The sequence below is a fragment of the Rhizobium sp. LjRoot258 genome, assembly GCF_964254185.1.
In the GTDB taxonomy this organism is placed as follows: domain Bacteria; phylum Pseudomonadota; class Alphaproteobacteria; order Rhizobiales; family Rhizobiaceae; genus Rhizobium.
In genome coordinates this window covers 495,165-512,996 of sequence record NZ_CAXUST020000002.1, presented here as the reverse complement: position 1 = coordinate 512,996, position 17,832 = coordinate 495,165, and the positions used below count along the sequence as shown (strand labels likewise).

16 protein-coding genes are annotated in these 17,832 nt (G+C 57.0%); 11 read left to right on the top strand and 5 right to left on the bottom strand.

Translation table 11 applies throughout. From position 1 onward, the window contains the following. The first annotated feature begins 14 nt into the window (after positions 1 to 14). From ACSQ9D_RS23185 to ACSQ9D_RS23170, 4 genes are all read left to right on the top strand, one after another. Positions 15 to 851 (top strand): alpha/beta fold hydrolase, encoded by an 837-nt coding sequence (locus ACSQ9D_RS23185; protein ID WP_436284287.1) that lies wholly within the window; start codon positions 15 to 17, stop codon positions 849 to 851. A 245-nt stretch (positions 852 to 1,096) separates the two neighbouring features. Further along, positions 1,097 to 1,465, top strand: a complete 369-nt coding sequence (locus ACSQ9D_RS23180; RefSeq protein ID WP_436284286.1) for an ethanolamine utilization protein — start codon at positions 1,097 to 1,099, stop codon at positions 1,463 to 1,465. Between the two features lie 106 nt (positions 1,466 to 1,571). Next, positions 1,572 to 2,585, top strand: a complete 1,014-nt coding sequence (locus ACSQ9D_RS23175; RefSeq protein WP_436284285.1) for an alpha/beta hydrolase — start codon at positions 1,572 to 1,574, stop codon at positions 2,583 to 2,585. Positions 2,586 to 2,870: 285 nt separating this feature from the next. Then, on the top strand, positions 2,871 to 4,433 hold the full coding sequence (locus ACSQ9D_RS23170; protein ID WP_436284284.1) for a methionine--tRNA ligase: 1,563 nt from the start codon (positions 2,871 to 2,873) through the stop codon (positions 4,431 to 4,433). A 107-nt stretch (positions 4,434 to 4,540) separates the two neighbouring features. Here ACSQ9D_RS23170 and ACSQ9D_RS23165 read toward each other — a convergent pair whose 3' ends face one another. Further along, entirely contained in the window at positions 4,541 to 5,374 is an 834-nt protein-coding gene (locus ACSQ9D_RS23165) for an enoyl-CoA hydratase/isomerase family protein (protein WP_436284283.1), read from the bottom strand. Positions 5,375 to 5,497: 123 nt separating this feature from the next. Between ACSQ9D_RS23165 and ACSQ9D_RS23160 the strand changes: the two genes are divergently transcribed. The 4 genes from ACSQ9D_RS23160 to ACSQ9D_RS23145 all read left to right on the top strand — a co-directional run bounded on the left by ACSQ9D_RS23160 (position 5,498) and on the right by ACSQ9D_RS23145 (position 9,704). Beyond that, positions 5,498 to 5,872: a winged helix-turn-helix transcriptional regulator gene (locus ACSQ9D_RS23160; protein ID WP_436284282.1), complete on the top strand. Its 375-nt coding sequence runs from the start codon at positions 5,498 to 5,500 to the stop codon at positions 5,870 to 5,872. A 724-nt stretch (positions 5,873 to 6,596) separates the two neighbouring features. Then, positions 6,597 to 8,381, top strand: coding sequence for a type I secretion system permease/ATPase (locus tag ACSQ9D_RS23155; protein ID WP_436284281.1), 1,785 nt, complete (start codon positions 6,597 to 6,599; stop codon positions 8,379 to 8,381). Positions 8,382 to 8,383: 2 nt separating this feature from the next. Beyond that, positions 8,384 to 8,833, top strand: a complete 450-nt coding sequence (locus tag ACSQ9D_RS23150; RefSeq protein WP_436284280.1) for a hypothetical protein — start codon at positions 8,384 to 8,386, stop codon at positions 8,831 to 8,833. Beyond that, entirely contained in the window at positions 8,745 to 9,704 is a 960-nt protein-coding gene (locus ACSQ9D_RS23145; protein WP_436284279.1) for an HlyD family type I secretion periplasmic adaptor subunit, read from the top strand. Before ACSQ9D_RS23150 ends, ACSQ9D_RS23145 begins: the two co-directional genes overlap by 89 nt. 219 nt (positions 9,705 to 9,923) lie before the next feature. On the opposite strand, the gene ACSQ9D_RS23140 is transcribed toward ACSQ9D_RS23145, so the two are convergent. After that, on the bottom strand, positions 9,924 to 12,596 hold the full coding sequence (locus ACSQ9D_RS23140) for a calcium-binding protein (RefSeq protein ID WP_436284278.1): 2,673 nt from the start codon (positions 12,594 to 12,596) through the stop codon (positions 9,924 to 9,926). A 330-nt stretch (positions 12,597 to 12,926) separates the two neighbouring features. On the opposite strand from ACSQ9D_RS23140, the gene ACSQ9D_RS23135 reads away from it, so the two are divergent. The 3 genes from ACSQ9D_RS23135 to tnpC all read left to right on the top strand — a co-directional run bounded on the left by ACSQ9D_RS23135 (position 12,927) and on the right by tnpC (position 15,273). Further along, positions 12,927 to 13,313 (top strand): transposase, encoded by a 387-nt coding sequence (locus ACSQ9D_RS23135; protein WP_436282196.1) that lies wholly within the window; start codon positions 12,927 to 12,929, stop codon positions 13,311 to 13,313. Continuing rightward, complete coding sequence (gene tnpB / locus ACSQ9D_RS23130; protein ID WP_436282197.1) at positions 13,310 to 13,663, top strand: IS66 family insertion sequence element accessory protein TnpB; 354 nt, start codon at positions 13,310 to 13,312, stop codon at positions 13,661 to 13,663. Before ACSQ9D_RS23135 ends, tnpB begins: the two co-directional genes overlap by 4 nt. A 68-nt stretch (positions 13,664 to 13,731) precedes the next feature. Next, positions 13,732 to 15,273, top strand: a complete 1,542-nt coding sequence (tnpC, locus tag ACSQ9D_RS23125; RefSeq protein ID WP_436282198.1) for an IS66 family transposase — start codon at positions 13,732 to 13,734, stop codon at positions 15,271 to 15,273. 2 nt (positions 15,274 to 15,275) lie between these two features. Here the strand turns inward: tnpC and ACSQ9D_RS23120 are convergent, their stop codons facing one another. From ACSQ9D_RS23120 to ACSQ9D_RS23110, 3 genes are all read right to left on the bottom strand, one after another. Then, the gene (locus tag ACSQ9D_RS23120; RefSeq protein WP_436282199.1) at positions 15,276 to 15,719 is read right to left on the bottom strand and encodes a hypothetical protein; all 444 of its coding nucleotides are present in this window, start codon (positions 15,717 to 15,719) and stop codon (positions 15,276 to 15,278) included. Between the two features lie 440 nt (positions 15,720 to 16,159). After that, entirely contained in the window at positions 16,160 to 16,735 is a 576-nt protein-coding gene (locus ACSQ9D_RS23115) for a hypothetical protein (RefSeq protein WP_436284277.1), read from the bottom strand. Between the two features lie 605 nt (positions 16,736 to 17,340). Next, the gene (locus ACSQ9D_RS23110; protein ID WP_436284276.1) at positions 17,341 to 17,730 is read right to left on the bottom strand and encodes a hypothetical protein; all 390 of its coding nucleotides are present in this window, start codon (positions 17,728 to 17,730) and stop codon (positions 17,341 to 17,343) included. Between the last annotated feature and the right edge of the window lie 102 nt (positions 17,731 to 17,832).

Below are 17,832 nucleotides of genomic sequence, written 5' to 3'. Positions count from 1 at the left end.
AAGGAGAGCTTTCCATGGGCTTCGTGACCACCGACGACGACGTACAGATTTTCTACAAGGACTGGGGTCCCAAGGAAGCGCAGCCAATCGTGTTTCACCATGGCTGGCCTTTGTCGTCTGACGACTGGGATGCGCAGATGCTGTTCTTCCTGTCGAAGGGATACCGCGTGGTTGCGCATGACCGGCGCGGGCACGGCCGTTCGGAGCAGGTTGCCGAAGGTCATGACATCGACCATTACGCGGCCGACGCTTTTGCCGTAGCCAAAGCTCTGGATCTGCGAAACGCGGTTCACGTTGGCCATTCCACCGGTGGGGGCGAAGTCGCACGATATGTGGCGCGGCACGGCGAGCCGGCCGGCCGTGTGACCAAGGCCGTCTTGGTCGCCGCCATTCCGCCCCTGATGTTGAAGACCGGCAGCAACCCCGAGGGTACACCGATCGAGGTCTTTGACAGCTTCCGTTCAGCGCTGGCCAGCAACCGTGCCCAATTCTTCCGAGACGTTCCCGCCGGTCCGTTCTATGGGTTCAATCGCGAGGGTTCGACGGTCCATGAAGGCGTGATCCAGAACTGGTGGCGACAGGGTATGATGGGTAGCGCCAAGGCACATTACGACGGCATCAAGGCGTTTTCGGAAACCGACCAGACAGAGGACCTGAAGGCCATCACCGTACCGACGCTGGTGGTACACGGCGAGGATGATCAAGTCGTTCCGATTGCAGCGTCGGCTTCGAAGGCGGTCAAACTGCTCAAGAATGGCGCGTTGAAGACTTATCCAGGTTACTCGCATGGCATGTTAACGGTCAACGCGGATGTTCTGAACGAAGACATCCTGGCTTTCATTGCCAAATAGCAGCCTCCATCAATTCGGAACACCACATCATCCAACCGTCGTGCGGTGGTCCAGCAGGTTGCTGTGTCACAACGAGTATCGCCTTTCGGGGAGAACCAGTGCACAGAGCCGGCGTGCCCCCCCCCCCCGCGACCGCGCGATAGCGAACAAATGACTGCTAAGTTCATTTCCACCCCTATGTGGAAAGCTCGAAGAATTCCTATCGACCCGTCCCGCGCTCGGTTCCAACCTTTAGGAGGCAGTCCATGACCGTTTACAAATTCGCCATTGCCGACGCGGTGTTTGAACGCTCGCCGGGACAGGAAGGTGACATCTTCACCGGCAACCTGCTCGACCAGCGCCACGGCGGGCCAGTCACCATTGGGTTCGGGCGCTACGGCCCAGACCAGGTTCTCGAGGAGACCATGGCCGTACACGACACGATGATTGTCCTGGAAGGAAGCATAACTGTCTGCGACAAGCATGGATCGCTGACGGCGGGGCCTGGCGAAATCATTGCAATGCAGAAAGGCGACAAGGTGACCATCCGTTCTCATGAGACGGGTGCCGTGACCGCCTATGTGACATATCCTCATTGGCAGCAGCCAGAACCCTCACCATCGGGCTCAACATGATGTGGCTGACCGATCCTGAAGACTTACCGTTGCGTCTGTCGGCGCGGGCCATCTGCGTTGGGTCGGGCAGCTGCTCGCCAGGCCAGTTGCGAACCGGAGTGCCAGTATGCAGAATAAACAGAATCTTTTCCCCATGGAGGGTGTGCGCGTCGGCGAACGCATCATTCCCGTTCCAGCTTCCATCAGTCCCGAAGCGCAGGCCATGCTAAGCACTGCCGTCCAAGATGACGGCACGCCACTCAACGCGCTTTATCCGATACCGGCACCAAACGATCGGGCAGCGTGGCGTCAGTTGCAGGCCGCAGCCGAGGCCCGTTACGCCGCTGCTCTCAGTGCAGCAACGAACGAGATAAGCACCGAGATCGAAACGCGACGCCTGGGCACAGCAACTGTCCATGTCGCGATACCAGAAAGTCCGCGGCTCAGAGATTGCGTCTTCATCGACCTGCATGGCGGCGCGCTTGTATTCGGTGGGGGTGATGCCTGTCGTGAGAGCACACGGCTACAGGCAGACAGGCTCGGGATCGTTTGCTACGGTGTCGACTACCGGATGCCCCCTGATCATCCTTATCCCGCAGCGCTCGACGACTGCATGGCGGTGTATCGGCACGTAGTCGATCAATATGGGGCCGGTTGCGTCGTGCTCGGCGGCCGCTCAGCCGGTGGCAATCTCGCCCTCTCCAGCATCCTGCGCGCACGCGACGAAGGCCTGCCGTTTCCGGCAGGCGTCGTATTGTTGTCTCCGGAATTGGATCTGACAGAATCGGGCGACAGCTTTCAAACCAACCGGATCGTCGATGTCGTGCTGCCCAATTCCCTGATGCCAAACAATCTGCTTTATGCGGGCGGTGCGGACCTGTCGCATCCCTATCTATCCCCGCTGTTCGGAGAGATGTCGGCCGATTTCCCGCCAATATTCCTGCAAAGCGGAACGCGCGACCTGTTTCTCTCCAACGCGGTGCGACTTCATCGCAAGCTGCGGCGCGTGGGAGCTCCGGTCGAACTTCACGTCTTCGAGGCAATGCCGCATGGGGGGTTCGCAGGTGCCCCCGAGGATCTCGAACTCCGGGCGGAAGTCGTCCGGTTTGTCACGGAGTGTCTGCCGACATCCGTTCGCTGACGATCGACACCTTGCGTCGCCGGATGGGATCGGTGGCCTGTTGCGAAACGAACCAGCCAGCGACATGATTGCGGAATCGCTTCTCAAGTGCGGCCTTGCTCTCGTCGCGACCAGGTGATAGCAGTGACGACATGAACAGAAGTTTCGCCAACTCCACGATGATGATGCTGCGCTCCTAGCGTGGCGGATTTTGTGCGCTTCTAATGCACCTGAGACCGCCCTTGAGGCGGTTTTTCATTGGTCGATCCGCCTTGAGGGACACTCAACCTTCATAAGGATATCCTGATGAACAGCACTACGACTTACATCACCACCTCGATTCCATACGTTAATGCCGCGCCGCATGTTGGTTTTGCGCTCGAACTCGTGCAGGCCGATGCTTATGCCCGCCATTCCCGACTTCTCGGCAGAGACGTCAGGTTTCAGTGCGGCACGGATGACAACAGTCTGAAAAACGTTCGCGCCGCGGAAGCAGCAGGACGTCCGGTGGCCGACTTCGTGGGAGAGAACGCAGACCGCTTCGAACAACTCGGTGGGCACCTTCACATCTCGAACGATGCTTTCGTTCGCACATCCACCGATTCAAGGCATAGCACCTGCGTTCATTCGCTATGGAACGCATGCTCCAAGAGTGGCGACCTCTATCGAAAGAGCTATGAGGGCTTCTATTGCGTCGGCTGCGAGCAGTTCTACGAACTGACGGATCTCGACGACGGCAAATGCCCGGAGCACGGTATCCCGCTTGAGATCGTGAAGGAGGAGAACTGGTTCTTCCGCCTCTCTCGATATGGCGACCGCCTTCGTAATTTGATCGAGACAGAAGAGCTTGAGGTCGGTCCAACGCACCGGCGAAACGAGATACTTGCCCTGCTTCGGCGGGGACTAGAGGACATCAGTGTGTCGCGTAGTGCTGAACGAGCACGCGGCTGGGGCGTGCCCGTGCCTGGGAGCGACGAAGTTATCTATGTCTGGTTCGATGCTCTGGCGAACTATCTCACGGGGCTCGGTTACGGTTCCGACGAAACCCTGTTCCGGCGATACTGGGCACAGCAAGGCGAGCGCGTCCACTTTGTCGGCAAGGGAATTTCCAAGTTTCACGCGATTTACTGGCCGGCGATACTCCTGTCTGCCGGAGTGCCGCTACCGTCATCGATCTTCGTTCATGGCTACCTGACGGTAGACGGGCGAAAGATCGGCAAATCGGCCGGCAACGGCATCGATCCCGATGGCCTCGTGGAGTACTATCAGACCCCGGACGCACTGCGCTATTACCTGCTCCGCCATATCCGTTCCGCCGATGATGGGGACTTCTCTGAAGAACGGCTCGAGGCCGCATGGTCGGGAGAACTCGGCGGGCAGCTTGGAAATCTCGTCAACCGGGTTCTCACCTTGCTCGCGTCGTCCTTTTCCGGCGTGACACCAACTGTTCCCGACAGTGGTCTTGTCCGCGAAGCAGCCGGTCTTGCCGGAAAGGTTCAGAATGCCTTTGACAACTACGAACTTCACCTTGGTTTGGCAGAAATATTCTCCTATCTGACGTCGGCAAACAGGGAGTTTACGCGAAAAGCACCCTGGTCCGATGCCAAGGCCTTGGCCGGCGAATTCGGCAGAGCGGAACGACAAATAATCTCCGATCGCCTTGGGGCTACTCTGGCAGAACAAGTCTACGGCCTCGCCATCGTCGCTCGCTGTTTGCTCCCATTTTTACCTGAATCAGCTTCCAGGCTACACACGAAACTCGGAATATCGTGCCCGGCGCGGTATGATGTTCCACTCGTCGTTAGCGGAATGGAGACATCTTCTGGAGAGGTTCTCTTCCCGCGGCTGACAGTGGTGCGGAGGACGTAATGATTCAGCGCGGGCGCTTCCGATAATGCATATGCGCCATCCAAAGACCGAAACCGCTATGCAATACTCTGCTGCAGCGGTTTCGCTGTTCTCTCGTCAATCAGGATTCACACCTTCAATGTACGGAGCAAGCCTTCCAGGTTCCTCTCGCCCTCCTTGGTCTGCGCTCCTGCTTTCAGTCCGCCCCGGATGAGCTTTTCTGCAGCAGGGAGTTCGAACAATCCTGCCCAGGCCTCATGCTCGCGCTGAAAGCCATCCCGCAGGTTTTCGGTAGGCACCGCCCTCTTGGCCGCGGCGATGACGCCGGTGGGCAGTGCTGCGATGTTGCGTGCCAAACGCTCGACGAAGCCGTCGAGTTCAGAAGCCGGCAGTGCCCGGTTGATCCACCCGTATCGCTCCGCTGTCATAGCATCGACGAGATCGGCGGCAAGGATCACTTCAAGAGCTCGGCCACGCGTCATCCGGCTGGACAGATACTGGGTGGCTCCGCCGCCGGGCGTGATCCCCATCAACGCCTCGCATTGAGCAAGCCCTGCCAGCCCTTCCGCAGCAAACACCATGTCCGCCGCTGCGACAAACTCCGCCCCGCCGCCGCGGGCCAGCCCGGCGAGCTTGACGATCGTCACCTGCGGCTGTTCGCGCAGCAGCTCGCCGAACGCCTGGAACGGATTGAGGCCTTCCGGAGCCTCACGGGCGATCTCGTCGAAGGCATGCGGTTCATCGATCAATGTCATGTCGACATGGGCAATGAAGAACTCGGGGTCCGCACTCTGGAAGACCAGCACACGGGTGTCCGGATCGTTGCGAACAGAAAGGAGAAAGCGGCGGATCTCGCCCATCAGGGCGACATCGAGAACGTTTACCGGCGGGTTGTTGATCGTGATCGTGGCAACGCCGTCTGTCCGAGTAATCCGAAGCCGGCTGAAATCTGTGTCTGTCATATGTGTATCTCTGTTTTTCGGGAACCTCAGGCGCCGCACATGCGCCATTGACCCTAAAGTATTCATTGGATACCTAGCGTCAATTACGCACCAGAAGCATCCCAGGGATGCCGGAGGATACCGATGGATGAACGGACCGATGAAAATGACCCCGTCTACCGTGCGGACTGCCCAAGCCGCGTGATTCTCGACCAGATCGCCGACAAGTGGTCGATGATGGTGCTGGCCGTGTTAAGCGAGCCCCGTCGCTTCAATGCGATCAAGCGTCGGCTCGATGGCGTAACCCAGCGCGTCCTGACACAGACGCTTCGAAAGCTGGAGCGCAACGGTATGCTGACGCGCAGGATTCTGGATGGGCGTGTGCTCGGGGTAGAATATGCATTGACACCCCTCGGCCGGTCGCTGCAAGGGCCGTTCTCAACCCTGTTCGACTGGACTGTCGAGAATATCGACGTTATCCAGGATTGTCAGCGCAGCTACGATGCGCGCGAGGATTAGAGCCGATTTGAGCGGCGGTTTGCGCGCAGCTCAATCCAGCGGGTGAAATAGCACGGAGCGCGCGAGGGTGCCGCCAATCTAACTGGCTTAGCCCGAAGGGATCGCCAAGTGATCTCTTGGCGCGGCCTTTTAGATGCTCCAACAGCATCTCCGGATATGTGCGAATCCATGCGTTCTGACCGAGAACGGAGGTCTCTGCTCTTGAAAGGAATAGAACCGCAGCAGACTACTTCGGACACTGTCCATGACGGCGCGTACCAGCAGTTCCTTCGCGCTTGTCCCGTATTTACATGAGCAGGCAGGCGCAGAAGAATCTTGCAAATTTAAGTTGACTGCGACCGTTCGTTTTGCACAAATGCGTGCAATTAGAGGCTGCTTAACGCACCAAGGATAAAAGATGTTAACTCCTCATAGTCTATTGCGTTCACCGATCGCAGCCGATGATTCAAAAGGCTTACGTCCCGCCAACTCTTCAGAACCTCGCGCTTATACGAACTATCCAGCGGCGAAGCGACGACGGCTGAGGATGACAGCGGCTCGATTCACAGTGCCGACGTCATCTCACTGGAGGATTTTGTTGCTCATCTGCAAAACGACAGCAGCCCCGATCTGTGGTTCGAGCCCGAGCCGATTGGCGCGGTCATTTGGACCTGAGTTTCCAAACACCGGAACGCGTCTGATGCGTTCCGGGGGGCAACCTCGGTACCAAGTGAAGTGAAGTGTAGTGAACAGCCAAGCAATAAGCGCCCCCGATTTCCGCAGGCGACTTCATCGCGCCTGGATCGAAGTCGCCATCTTCTCGATCATCATCAACTTCTTCCTGCTCGTTCCTTCGATCTACATGATGCAGGTCTATGATCGCGTACTGCCGGCAGCGAGTGTACCGACCCTTCTCTACCTGTCTCTGATAGCGACGGGTGCTCTGGCCTTTCTCGCCTTCATGGACGTCATCCGCTCGGTTTATTGCCAACGTGTGGCGCTGGCGCTCGATCGTGAGCTTGGAGGTACCGCTTTCCTGGCGTCGATCAATTCTCTGAAGGCAGAGAACGGCGACATCCAGGCTCTTCGCGACCTGTCGACGGTAAGGACCTTCATTGCCTCCCGCGGTTTGGCAAATTTGGTCGACCTTCCTTTCGCGCCGCTCTTCATGCTTTTGCTCTACTTCGTGCATCCTATTCTGTGCCTGGTGACGGTATCCGGCGCAGCGGTGATGGTGCTGCTGGTCGTTGCAAACCATTTCACGGCAAGAGCAACTGGTGGCAAGGCGCAGGAAGCTGCGACGATTGCCAATCTGCTTGCTCAGGCGTTCACTCGCAACGCCGATACGCTTCGTGGGATGGGGATGCTCGGGAACGTGACCGAGGTATGGGGTAAGCGCTTCGCTGAATCCGCCATCCTGCAGGATAAGGCGGCAATCATAAACTCGTCGTTTTCCGGAGGCTCCCGGGCGTTGCGCATGGCGCTTCAGCTCGCAATTCTTGGTGCAGGTGCTGTTCTGGTCATGCGCGGGGAGATGACCGCCGGGATGATCTTCGCCTCCTCGACGATTTCCGGAAGAGCATTGCAGCCGATCGATCAACTCGTCGCCGGATGGAAACAAGTGGCGGACGCACGAAAATCCTGGGGCAGGTTGGACACTGCCATCGCCACGATAGAAGAGGGGCAGGTACCGCGCCTTCGGCTCCCTGATCCCAAAGGTGCCATTGCAGCAAAAGATTTGGTGTGGACGCCATCGCAGACCGGCACTGCATCCTCGGGCACTCCTCCGATAATAAAAAGGCTGAACTTCGAAATCGCGCCAGGCGAAGCGGTTGCGCTACTTGGCCCGAGCGGCGCTGGAAAGTCGACACTCGCGAAACTACTCGCCGGTATCCTTCGACCAACCTCAGGTTCGATGGCACTTGACGGCGCCGACTACAAGACCTGGGATCCGCAACAGCTTGGCTCCAACATCGGATATCTTGCACAGGACGTGCAACTGTTGCCGGGCTCGATCGCACAGAATATCGCGCGCTTCGCCCCGTCCGCAACAGACGAAAGCATCACCGATGCGGCGAGCCGGGCCGAAGCGAATACTCTCGTCATGTCGCAGCGACAGGGGTATCAAACGCTGGTTACACCAGTTGGCTCCACGCTTTCCGGCGGAACGAGGCAGAGGATCGGTCTTGCCCGGGCTTTCTATGGAAATCCGAAGGTACTGGTCCTCGATGAGCCAAATTCCAATCTCGATGCAGAGGGAGAAGCAGCTCTCGAGAAAGCCCTGATGCACGCGCGCGCAGCAGGCACGACAATCATCATCGTTACGCATCGACCAGCCATCGTTCTCAGGTGCGACAAGGCTATCGTGCTACGCGAGGGAAACGTGGAAGCCTACGGACCGGCCGCTGAGATTCTGCGGCGTCTGGCCGGCCGGGGTGGCGAGGCAGCGCGTCCGGTTGAATCGACGGTCTTGCAAGGCAAGGGTGTTAGTACTGAGCGATTGACGCTGGTGCATGACGGCATGGAGTGATCATGGCCGACGCGGTGAATAATTGGAAAACGACGCTGTCCCGCTCGACGCGCGGTCCTGCATTGTTCGGCTATGGCGCCATCGTGGTGATGCTCGGTTCGTTTGGCTTCTGGGGAGCCACAGCTCCCATTTCCGGGGCCGCCGTTGCCACCGGCGCGATCGCAGCAGCGGGCCGGAATATCCAGATGCAACATTTGGAAGGCGGAATCGTACGGGAAATCAAGGTAAGGGAGGGCGATGTCGTGAGCCGTGGTGACATGGTCATGATCCTCGATGATACCGCCGCGAAAACACAGCTGAACAGGCTTACGAAGCAATGGGTATCGCTGAGTGCACAAATTCAACGGTTGGAAGCCGAACGCGATGGCCAAAAGATTTTCAATCCTCTACTGGCCCGGCAAAATATCACCGACGATAGTCGACGTGATCGAAATCGTAGACGAAGAGAATAAGGAATTCCAGGCGAGGCTTGCACGCTTTCGTTCCGAGCAGTTGATCCTTGGCCAGCGGTTGAATCAGCTCGCCGACACCGAAAGGGGACTTCGGGATCAAAAGGCTGCAATCGAGAAACAAGCGACCGTTGTCCGAGATGAACTCGCGCGAAAACAGACACTGCTTGAAAAGGGTCTGATCAACAGATCCGACTATACTGAGCTCTTGAGGATCGATGCGGATTTGCTCGGGCAGGCAGCAGCGATTTCTTCCGAAAAGGCGACCACCGCCTCGCAAACCGCCGAAGCCTACGAGCAGGTCGAGCGTTTGAGGACGCAGCGCGTGGAGGAGGCAGTTACGAAAATGACCGAGGCAAAAGCCTCGCTACGTGACGTGGAGGAACAGCTCACCGCGGCGATCGAAGTCTTGAACCGGACTATCATCCGTGCGCCGGCCGACGGAATCGTCGTAACGTCGGCCTACAACATGGTAGGAAATGTCATTGGCCCAGGCGAGAAGATCATGGAGATCCTGCCGACGGTGAGCCGACCATTGGTGGAGGCTCGGTTGAAACCGACAGACATTGACATCGTGCGACAGGGTCAGCCCGCGCGTCTGCGCTTCTCCGCACTCAATGCCAGACTTACACCCGAAGTCGATGCCGTCGTACAACAGGTTTCGGCGGATCGTCTGATTGATCAGGCGACTCAGCAGCCATATTATCGGGCTCTTCTGGAGATCACTGATGATCTTCCCGTATCAGTTCCCGCCGAACAACTACATCCTGGCATGCCGGTAGAAGCCTTCATCAGCACTGGCGACCGAACCTTCTTTGACTATTTGTTGAAGCCTTTCATCGATTCAACCCGACATGCCTTTGTTGAGGATTGAGGACGCTTGAAGTCGGGTTTGCTCGCGTACGGTGCGGTTCGCGACCAAGAAGCGAACGCAAAGGGCGCCTTGCGTCAATTTTGACGACGACGTGCTTCGGGAGCAATGACCAGCTCTACTTTGCCGTAAAACTCTCGCGGCTGTTGCTCGACTATATTCTTTCGGACGACCGCCGGAACACTGGAACTCCGGCATTCCGGACGGCCGCGTCATCTTCGATCAAATGACCGACCCGATTGGCTCCGGCTCAAACCAGAGGTCGGTGTCGGTTGCGTTTTCTTGCAGGCGCGCCACAAAGTCCTCCAGCGATATAATGTCGGCTGTTGGTGAAACCTCATCCGAACTAGACAGTTGACTCGTGGTCGCCTGGTAATCCGCACCGAGTTCAGTCGAATTGACGGCGATGGTGGCGCCTGCTGGGAAGGCGATGATGTCAGCGGACGAAAAGGCGGTGGAGGCGTTGGCACCCTCCATGGGAATGGCTGGAGCACTCCTTTGGTACAACATGTCATTGCTAACACCGTTGGCGGCAGCGCCGGATCCATCGCCTCCCGAAAGCTCGGGTGCTAGATCCGCGAGGCTGAAGACTTCATATGGAGAAGAGTAATCTTCGGAGTAAAGCCAAATATCCTCGATGTTAAACAGCGTGTCCGTTCCGCCGTCTGCACTCGTAACGGTTACAGAATGGTCCGCATTGCGCGTGAATGAGTAATCTTCGAGGCTGCCGAAGTAGTCAACCTCGTCATACTCGCCGTCTCCGCCGTCAATAACGTCGTTGCCAGCGCCGCCGTTGAACCAATCATCCCCGCTTCCGCCAATGAGAGTATCGTTGCCGGCCGCGCCGTCGAGACCATCAGCACCATCGCCTCCTCTGAGAATGTTTGCGACCGCATTTCCGCCTACGTAATCGCCAAATGCGCTGCCGGTGAGATTTTCAATGGAAATGAGAGTATCGCCGTAAACGTCGTCGTTGATCGAAAGATCCGCCCAGATACGTTCCGCGGCAAGGCTGTAGTCAACGGTGTCGCTGCCCAACCCGCCATCAAATGTCTGCGGACTCCCGTTGGCTGTGAAAATGTCATCCGTTGGGAGCGGAACGAGATCCAATAAGCTGTAGGTCTCATGCGATGACAGGTCTTCGACGTAAATTCGAATGTTCTCGACGTTTACTAGCGTATCGCTGCCATCTCGTTCGCTAAGAACAGTCACCGAGTTGTCAGCGTTTCGGGTGAAGGTAAAATCTTGGAGATCTCCAATATAGTCTGCTTGGTCGGAACTGCCCTCCCCACCACTTATGATATCGTCGCCGGCGCCTCCGTTGAAGGTGTCGTCGCCATTTCCGCCAAGAAGAAAATCGTTACCGCCATTTCCGGAAAGGTTGTCGTTGCCATCATTTCCTATCAGAACACTTGCTTCATCGCCACCGCTCAAAATGTCGTCAGCGGCGGTTCCCTCGATGACGTTCGACCCCACAACGGGCGCAAGATCTGTAAGCAGATACGTCGTCGTGTCTCCCAAAAGATGAACGAATTCGACGTTCAAGAGAGTATCCGTTCCGTATATCGCGCTGGTAACGATAACTGAACCGTCAGCGTTGCGCGTGAAGAGATAATCGGAGGCTAGTCCCTCATAGTTGACTCGATCAGTGTCTCCATCCCCACCGTCGAGAATGTCGCTTCCTGCGCCTCCAGTAAGAACGTCATCGCCGTCACCCCCGAGGATCATATCATTTCTCGCTGAGCCCGTGAGCGTATCGGCGGACGAGGTACCGTCTATCTCCACAGTCACCACGTCCGCGAATTCGGCGGCTTGACCGTCGAAAGTGATTTCTTCAATGCTTTCGAGCCGCAGGTAGCGCTCGTCGAGCGGTGCATCTCGGTCAACATAGACACGCTCGACTAAGTATCCGTCGCCAGAGGCAGCAATTCGGTAGGAGGACGCATCAAAGGCGAACGCCACAGAGTCCGTTCCTGTGCCTCCGCTATAAAAACGGCCGCCGTCGCTGTCGACAAAGTGGTCGTTTCCGCCACCGGTGAAAAAGGCTTCGACTTCGGAAATGGTGTCAGTTGCCTCACCGACAGCGGTTACCGTTCCCCCGACGAGATCAACAACGGTATCCGAATTCGTTTCGACCATTAAGGTGTCGATGCCGGCCGCGCCGTCGTATGCGTCCGCGCCATCAGCAGATGCCGTGTAAAACGTATCATCACCGGATCCTCCGGATATTGCGTCATCACCTTGGTCACCATAGATTTCGTCGTCACCAGATCCCGACGAAATGGTATCTCCATCAGGAGTACCAAAAAGTACGTCGTCGCCGCTGGACCCACCTATCGCCATTGATGCCAGCGATAGCTCACCACCCACTTGAATACCAAAGATGGGAGTCTTTAGTTCGGTCTCGAAAAAGATCAGGACGGTGATCGTTTCGCCGAGGTTTGCATCGTAATAGGTGTCGTAAATTGCGTTCAGCGACACGCCGTTGGAGGTGGCAACATAGACATCTTTGCCGCCGTATGAATATTCAGCCGGTTGCAGCGAGAAGGTGGAGAAATCCGTGTTGTTCAACCCAGCGTATTGAGCCTCATTCAACGAGATAAAGATTTTATCTAGTGCGGAATAGTCTCGAATTACATCGAACGTCCCACGCACCGATGGATCGAAAACATAGTCGTGGGCCGTTGAGTCGTACTGGGCGACACGCGAGTTTCCAAGCACGTTGCCGACGTAAAAGGCGTCCCTGCCCCAGCCGCCAGTGAGGTAATCTGCAACGGCATCACTTTCGGGCCCAGTATCATTCGCATACAGCGTGTCAGCACCATGTCCGCCGGAGAGATAATCAACGCCGTCACCGCCGACGAAAACGTCCTCTAGCCGACCACCATGCAGCACGTCGTTACCGAGCGTCCCTGTGATGGTATACCTGAGGCCCCAAAGCCCCTGTGCGACGTCCGCCGTAACGCCTGGGTAAAAGTCGACCGCCCCTGGATAAGGAATGACACTCTGCGTGGCTACTCCGATGGCAGAAAGAAGGGTGTTGGCATACGAATTGCTGTTGAAAAATACATCATAAGGAAGTGTGTGGGCGATTTCAGCGATGTCGTCTCGGATTTGGAGCAGAAGTTCCCAGACATTATCCGTAACCGGTGTTCCGTTCCCACGTTGTCCTTCATGCCCTAATCTGTGATCGCCTTTCCATGGATGAGCAACGGGAGTTTCTCGATGGAGAGTACATTGGAGTTTCTCACAACCAGGAAGTCTGGACGTGAGGTTCACCGGCATTGGCCCGATGAGGTCAAGGCGCAGATCGTATCGGAAAGCCTTCGGCCCGGTGCGAAGGTGAATGAGGTCGCCGAACGCTTTGGATTGCGGGCGAACCGCCTTTCGACTTGGCGGACGATGGCGCGGCAGGGCAAGCTGGTATTGCCCGCACCCGTGGACCCGGTGGAGTTTGCAGCGGTTATCGTCGATCCGCCCGTTTCGGAAGCACTGAGCAAACCGGTCAGTCGCCCGGAGGTCATCGTCGGTTCTGTCACCATCCGTCTGGAAGAAGGCGCGTCTGCCGCCCGCATTGCCGCTGTCGCGCGTGCCTGCGCGGTTCCTGCATGATCTTTCCATCGAACCGGGTTCGGATCATGGTGGCGACCAAGCCGGTCGATTTCCGCAAGGGCCACGATGGCTTGGCGGCTCTGGTCAAGAACGAGTTGCACAGGGACCCTTTTACAGGGACGGTCTTCGTATTCCGGTCCCGGAAAGCAGACCGATTGAAGCTGATCTACTGGGATGGCAGCGGATTGGTGATGGCCTATAAGCGGCTGGAAGAACACACCTTCACCTGGCCGGGCATCAAGGATGGCCTGATGTCCTTGGGCCATGCTCAGTTCGAGGCGTTGTTTGCAGGCCTCGACTGGCGTCGGGTCCGATCCGTGGTGGCGAGAGCGCCGGACGCCATCGAATAGATGCGGCACAATGACTCGGGCGGCAAATTCCAACGGCGAAGTGCCGCCGGCTTTGATACTCTTCGACCATGTTGGACGCCGCCGATCTTCCCGACGATATCGCTGCCCTGAAGGCGATGCTGCTTGCGGCACAAGCCCGTGAAGTTCGCAAGGATGATCGGATCGAGCGGTTGGAGAAGTTGGTCGCCGCTTTCAAGCAAGCCGCCTTCGGCCGCAAATCCGAGAAGGCCGATCCCGAGCAATTCGATCTTGCACTGGAGGACCTGGAAACGGCCATCGCCGCTGTCCATGCCGAAGACGAGGCCGATAGCCCTTCTGGTAGACCACACCCCAAACCCCGCGCCACCAATCGTGGTTCTCTGCCTGCCCATTTACCTCGCGTCGAGGAGATCATCGAACCGGAAAGCCTGATCTGTGCTTGCGGCGGAGGCTTGCATTGCATCGGCGAGGACGTATCCGAGCGGCTGGATGTCATCCCGGCGCAATTCCGCGTCATCGTCACCCGACGTCCCAAGTATGCCTGCCGTGCCTGCACCGACGGCGTTGCTCAGGCTCCCGCTCCCACACGATTGATCCAGGCCGGGTTGCCGACAGAGGCGGCCATCGCTCATGTGCTGGTATCCAAATACGCCGATCACCTACCGCTTTACCGACAGGCTCAAATCATGAGCCGACAGGGTATCGATCTGGACCGTTCCACGCTGGCCGATTGGGTTGGCCGCGCGGCATTCGAATTGCGTCCCGTCTTCAACGCTCTGATTGCCGACCTGAAGCGGTCGACAAAACTGTTCATGGACGAGACCCGTGCTCCGGTGCTCGATCCCGGTTCCCGCAAAACCAAGACCGGGTACTTCTGGGCTCTGGCCCGTGATGACCGACCGTGGGGCGGAGGCGCTCCGCCAGGAGTGGCCTTCACCTACGCTCCAGGTCGCGGCGGGCACCATGCCGAGCGGATATTGCAGGGGTTCACGGGCGTCCTTCAGGTGGACGGCTACGCTGGATATAATCGGCTGATCGCACCGGATCGTGCCGGGCCCGACATCCGGCTCGCCTATTGCTGGGCGCATGCCCGTCGTAAGCTGGTCGAGATCACACGCACCGGCTCGGCTCCGATTGCTGAGGATGGTGTGAAGCGGATCGGCGACCTCTATCGCATCGAAACGGAACTGCGCGGTCTCGACGCCGACGCTCGCCTAGCTGGTAGGCAGGCACGGTCAGCGCCTTTGATCGCAGACATGCGGACGTGGCTCACACATCATTGTGCCCGTGTCGCTGGCAAGTCGCCGCTTGGCGAAGCTCTCGCCTATGTCGCCAAATACTGGGATGGGCTCTGCTTCTTCCTGACCGACGGTCGCATCGAGATCGACAACAATTCTGTCGAACGAAGCATCAGGCCGATAGCCCTGAACCGTAAGAATGCTTTATTCGCCGGGCACGACGCCGGAGCTGAGAACTGGGCGACCATCGCCTCGCTGATAGAAACTTGCAAGCTCAATGCCGTCGACCCGCTGGCCTATCTGACCGCGACGCTCACCGCCATCGTTAATGGCCACAAGCAAGCCCGGATCGAGGAACTATTGCCATGGAATTGGGCGAACAAAGCAGCTTAAATTTAGCGGCCTTTTTGGTTTGAAGGACCAAATCTATCGGTTCTCCGCCGCTCAACGCCGGGGTCATGATGCCGAACACTTATGGTGTGTGCGCTCCGGTAAGTCTTACCGAGATCGGAGACAATTTCGATTTCGCACTTCGCTTTGGCCGGTGCAACGATGGAAACCTTGATGGCTCCATCCGCGAGCCACGCTTGCGGCATCGCATTTGCCTCCATCATTCGCAAAACCGCCCCCCGATAATATTCTTCTGACACGGCAAAGGCACGATGGTCAGAAGTCTCAGTCGAGTGTATCAGCTTGAGTTGAAGCTGGCGTTCGCCGAGACGGTCGAGCGCCAAAACGTACTGCCCTACAGCCCAATAACCTTCGAGATCGTTATAGCGGCTAACGAATGATCCGAGAATGTCGTGGCAAATCCCTTGGAACTGCTTTCTCCTGGACATCTGGAATCAAGCTCCTTCGCAACCAATCAGAGAATGTCGATGCACTCCCGATAGCAGCGACTTTCACTTAATGGCAAAGCTTTTCGATCCAGCCGAACGTCAAAGGAAGGCTTGCCCCGGAAACTATAGGCAAAGGCAACGTGGGGCGAAAACATCGGTTACCATTATCCGACGACTCCCCGTGAGAGAACGTGAGCGTTGTTTCAGCATAGTGTGCAGGAGAAAAGTCATCGTTTGGAACATCGAACGTATCGTTTGGGGGCCCGACGACCCAATGCCCTAAGGTAACGAGCTTTGGCGCCTGGACCTCAAGCTCCGTTTCACCGTAGACCAATTGAAGGTGCCCGAAATTCAAACCAGCATAGTAAGGTATAACAATCAGATTTCCAGCCAGACGTATATCAGTCATATTCCCCGCCCCATCTATGTCTTGTTGATGTTTACTCTCTTTCGACCGTGACCTGAAAATCTTCTAATTTTTCTCCTTTATAGTAAGCGATGAATCCGAATGCGTAGGGAGTGAGTATGTATGGTATGGTCACCTCTACCCTGTTCCATTTTATCCTGCATTTCGGGTTTATCTTGCGGCACATAAATCCTAGGCTATGCCCATTCGGGCCTAACCGGGAGTAAGGCGCTTTCACCAGCTTGATATCGAACTGCGCAAGCCACGATCTGATTTCGTCGTCGGTTTTAAGCTGCTCGATGATCCTGAAAAAGCACACCCAAAGATCGCTTTTCTCATTTAAGTCGCGCCAATACGGCTCCAAACGCAATTTGGAGTTTGGCTCGAGGCAGCTCTGAACCGACGGGTATTTCGAAATAGAACCGGTCAAGTCCTTCTCGCCGCTGGTTTCGGCAACCCTCAAAATATCGCTGCTTTGCGCCGCCAAAGACACCTCGCCGCTAAGTAGCGACAGCGTCAAAAGGAACACTGCAGTTACGCGGATAGCTTTCAGTTTACCGAATAGCATCCCCACGGGCGCACCGGACAACGCAATTCCGGGTTTATCCATTGCCTTCGTCCCCGTTACCACCCAAGCATTGGAAGGCGTATGCCCAATCACCCACGGTGTTCATCATTTTTTGATAATGCTCACATTAATGATTGCAAATACAATCTCAAGGGAAATTTTTGATTGATACCATTTTTACGAGAGGAGCTGGCTGGGTTCACAGCCCGCGCGTCGCATTGGCGACAAGCGCAGAATCTACAGGGTCTTCAACGTACCCTACATGAACGCGTTCGAGGTGCTGCGTCGGTTTTCCGCGAAGTTCGTCTGATCAGCCTGACTTTGAAGAGCGGACAGAGGGCACGAGGCTGAGCGAAGGCCACTACTCCAGACCTCGCACTTACACGAGCCCTTCGGCTGACAGGCTGACCATGGTTGGGGGATTTGGCCACGGCCTGGCTCTCAACGGGAGCGTAACCCAGCCTGAACCACAGATGGTTGGCGATGCTTAATCGCAACGTCACTTACGATACTCGGCGTTATAATCGGGTATAAGAATCTACGCTAATTCATATGACTTTGAGGAGATGGGCCGCTCTTTCGACGCTTCCGTCCCACGAGCCCTCTCCTAGGCGTTAGACAAATGCGTAAGGGAATTGGCGACGCGCCTATAGGATGAGAGACTGCCGTGCGCAAGGCGGCTCAATAATTGAATTCCTGCTCTTGAGGGATACGAACCGACGGCACGTCATTTCTATCGGGGGATTGGTGGCACCGCATATCGGCGTAACCTTCTCGCAACGCAACGCGAGCCTGATCTTGACGGCCTCGTCCCAATTCGCCTCGGTGCTGTTGAAGTCGTTGACGGTGTAGCCCACTACGTCAAGCCCAGCGATATCACGGCCATAGGTGAGATTGTAGGTGGCATCATTGGTGCCGACGGTGTCGTCGGAATGGACGTGCAGATCCGCATACAGAGGGCGCAAGGCGCCCTCTTCGCTTTGGACATAGGCGACGCCGGCGGCGACGGAGCGTTGGCCGTTCAGCCATTCTTCCAATTTCCACTCGTCGGCCTCGACAAAGGAAGGCCGGAGATCCGAGTGTATGTCCAGCCTACCCCAGCGAATGCCACTGGCTCCGTTCGTTGCCCGCCATCCGGG

Coding starts and splice junctions, on each gene's coding strand:
- ACSQ9D_RS23185 (WP_436284287.1), top strand. CDS start 15: ATGGGCTTCGTGACCACCGACGACGACGTACAGATTTTCTACAAGGAC.
- ACSQ9D_RS23180 (WP_436284286.1), top strand. CDS start 1,097: ATGACCGTTTACAAATTCGCCATTGCCGACGCGGTGTTTGAACGCTCG.
- ACSQ9D_RS23175 (WP_436284285.1), top strand. CDS start 1,572: ATGCAGAATAAACAGAATCTTTTCCCCATGGAGGGTGTGCGCGTCGGC.
- ACSQ9D_RS23170 (WP_436284284.1), top strand. CDS start 2,871: ATGAACAGCACTACGACTTACATCACCACCTCGATTCCATACGTTAAT.
- ACSQ9D_RS23165 (WP_436284283.1), bottom strand. CDS start 5,374: ATGACAGACACAGATTTCAGCCGGCTTCGGATTACTCGGACAGACGGC.
- ACSQ9D_RS23160 (WP_436284282.1), top strand. CDS start 5,498: ATGGATGAACGGACCGATGAAAATGACCCCGTCTACCGTGCGGACTGC.
- ACSQ9D_RS23150 (WP_436284280.1), top strand. CDS start 8,384: ATGGCCGACGCGGTGAATAATTGGAAAACGACGCTGTCCCGCTCGACG.
- ACSQ9D_RS23145 (WP_436284279.1), top strand. CDS start 8,745: ATGGCCAAAAGATTTTCAATCCTCTACTGGCCCGGCAAAATATCACCG.
- ACSQ9D_RS23135 (WP_436282196.1), top strand. CDS start 12,927: ATGGAGAGTACATTGGAGTTTCTCACAACCAGGAAGTCTGGACGTGAG.
- tnpB (WP_436282197.1), top strand. CDS start 13,310: ATGATCTTTCCATCGAACCGGGTTCGGATCATGGTGGCGACCAAGCCG.
- tnpC (WP_436282198.1), top strand. CDS start 13,732: ATGTTGGACGCCGCCGATCTTCCCGACGATATCGCTGCCCTGAAGGCG.
- ACSQ9D_RS23120 (WP_436282199.1), bottom strand. CDS start 15,719: ATGTCCAGGAGAAAGCAGTTCCAAGGGATTTGCCACGACATTCTCGGA.
- ACSQ9D_RS23115 (WP_436284277.1), bottom strand. CDS start 16,735: ATGGATAAACCCGGAATTGCGTTGTCCGGTGCGCCCGTGGGGATGCTA.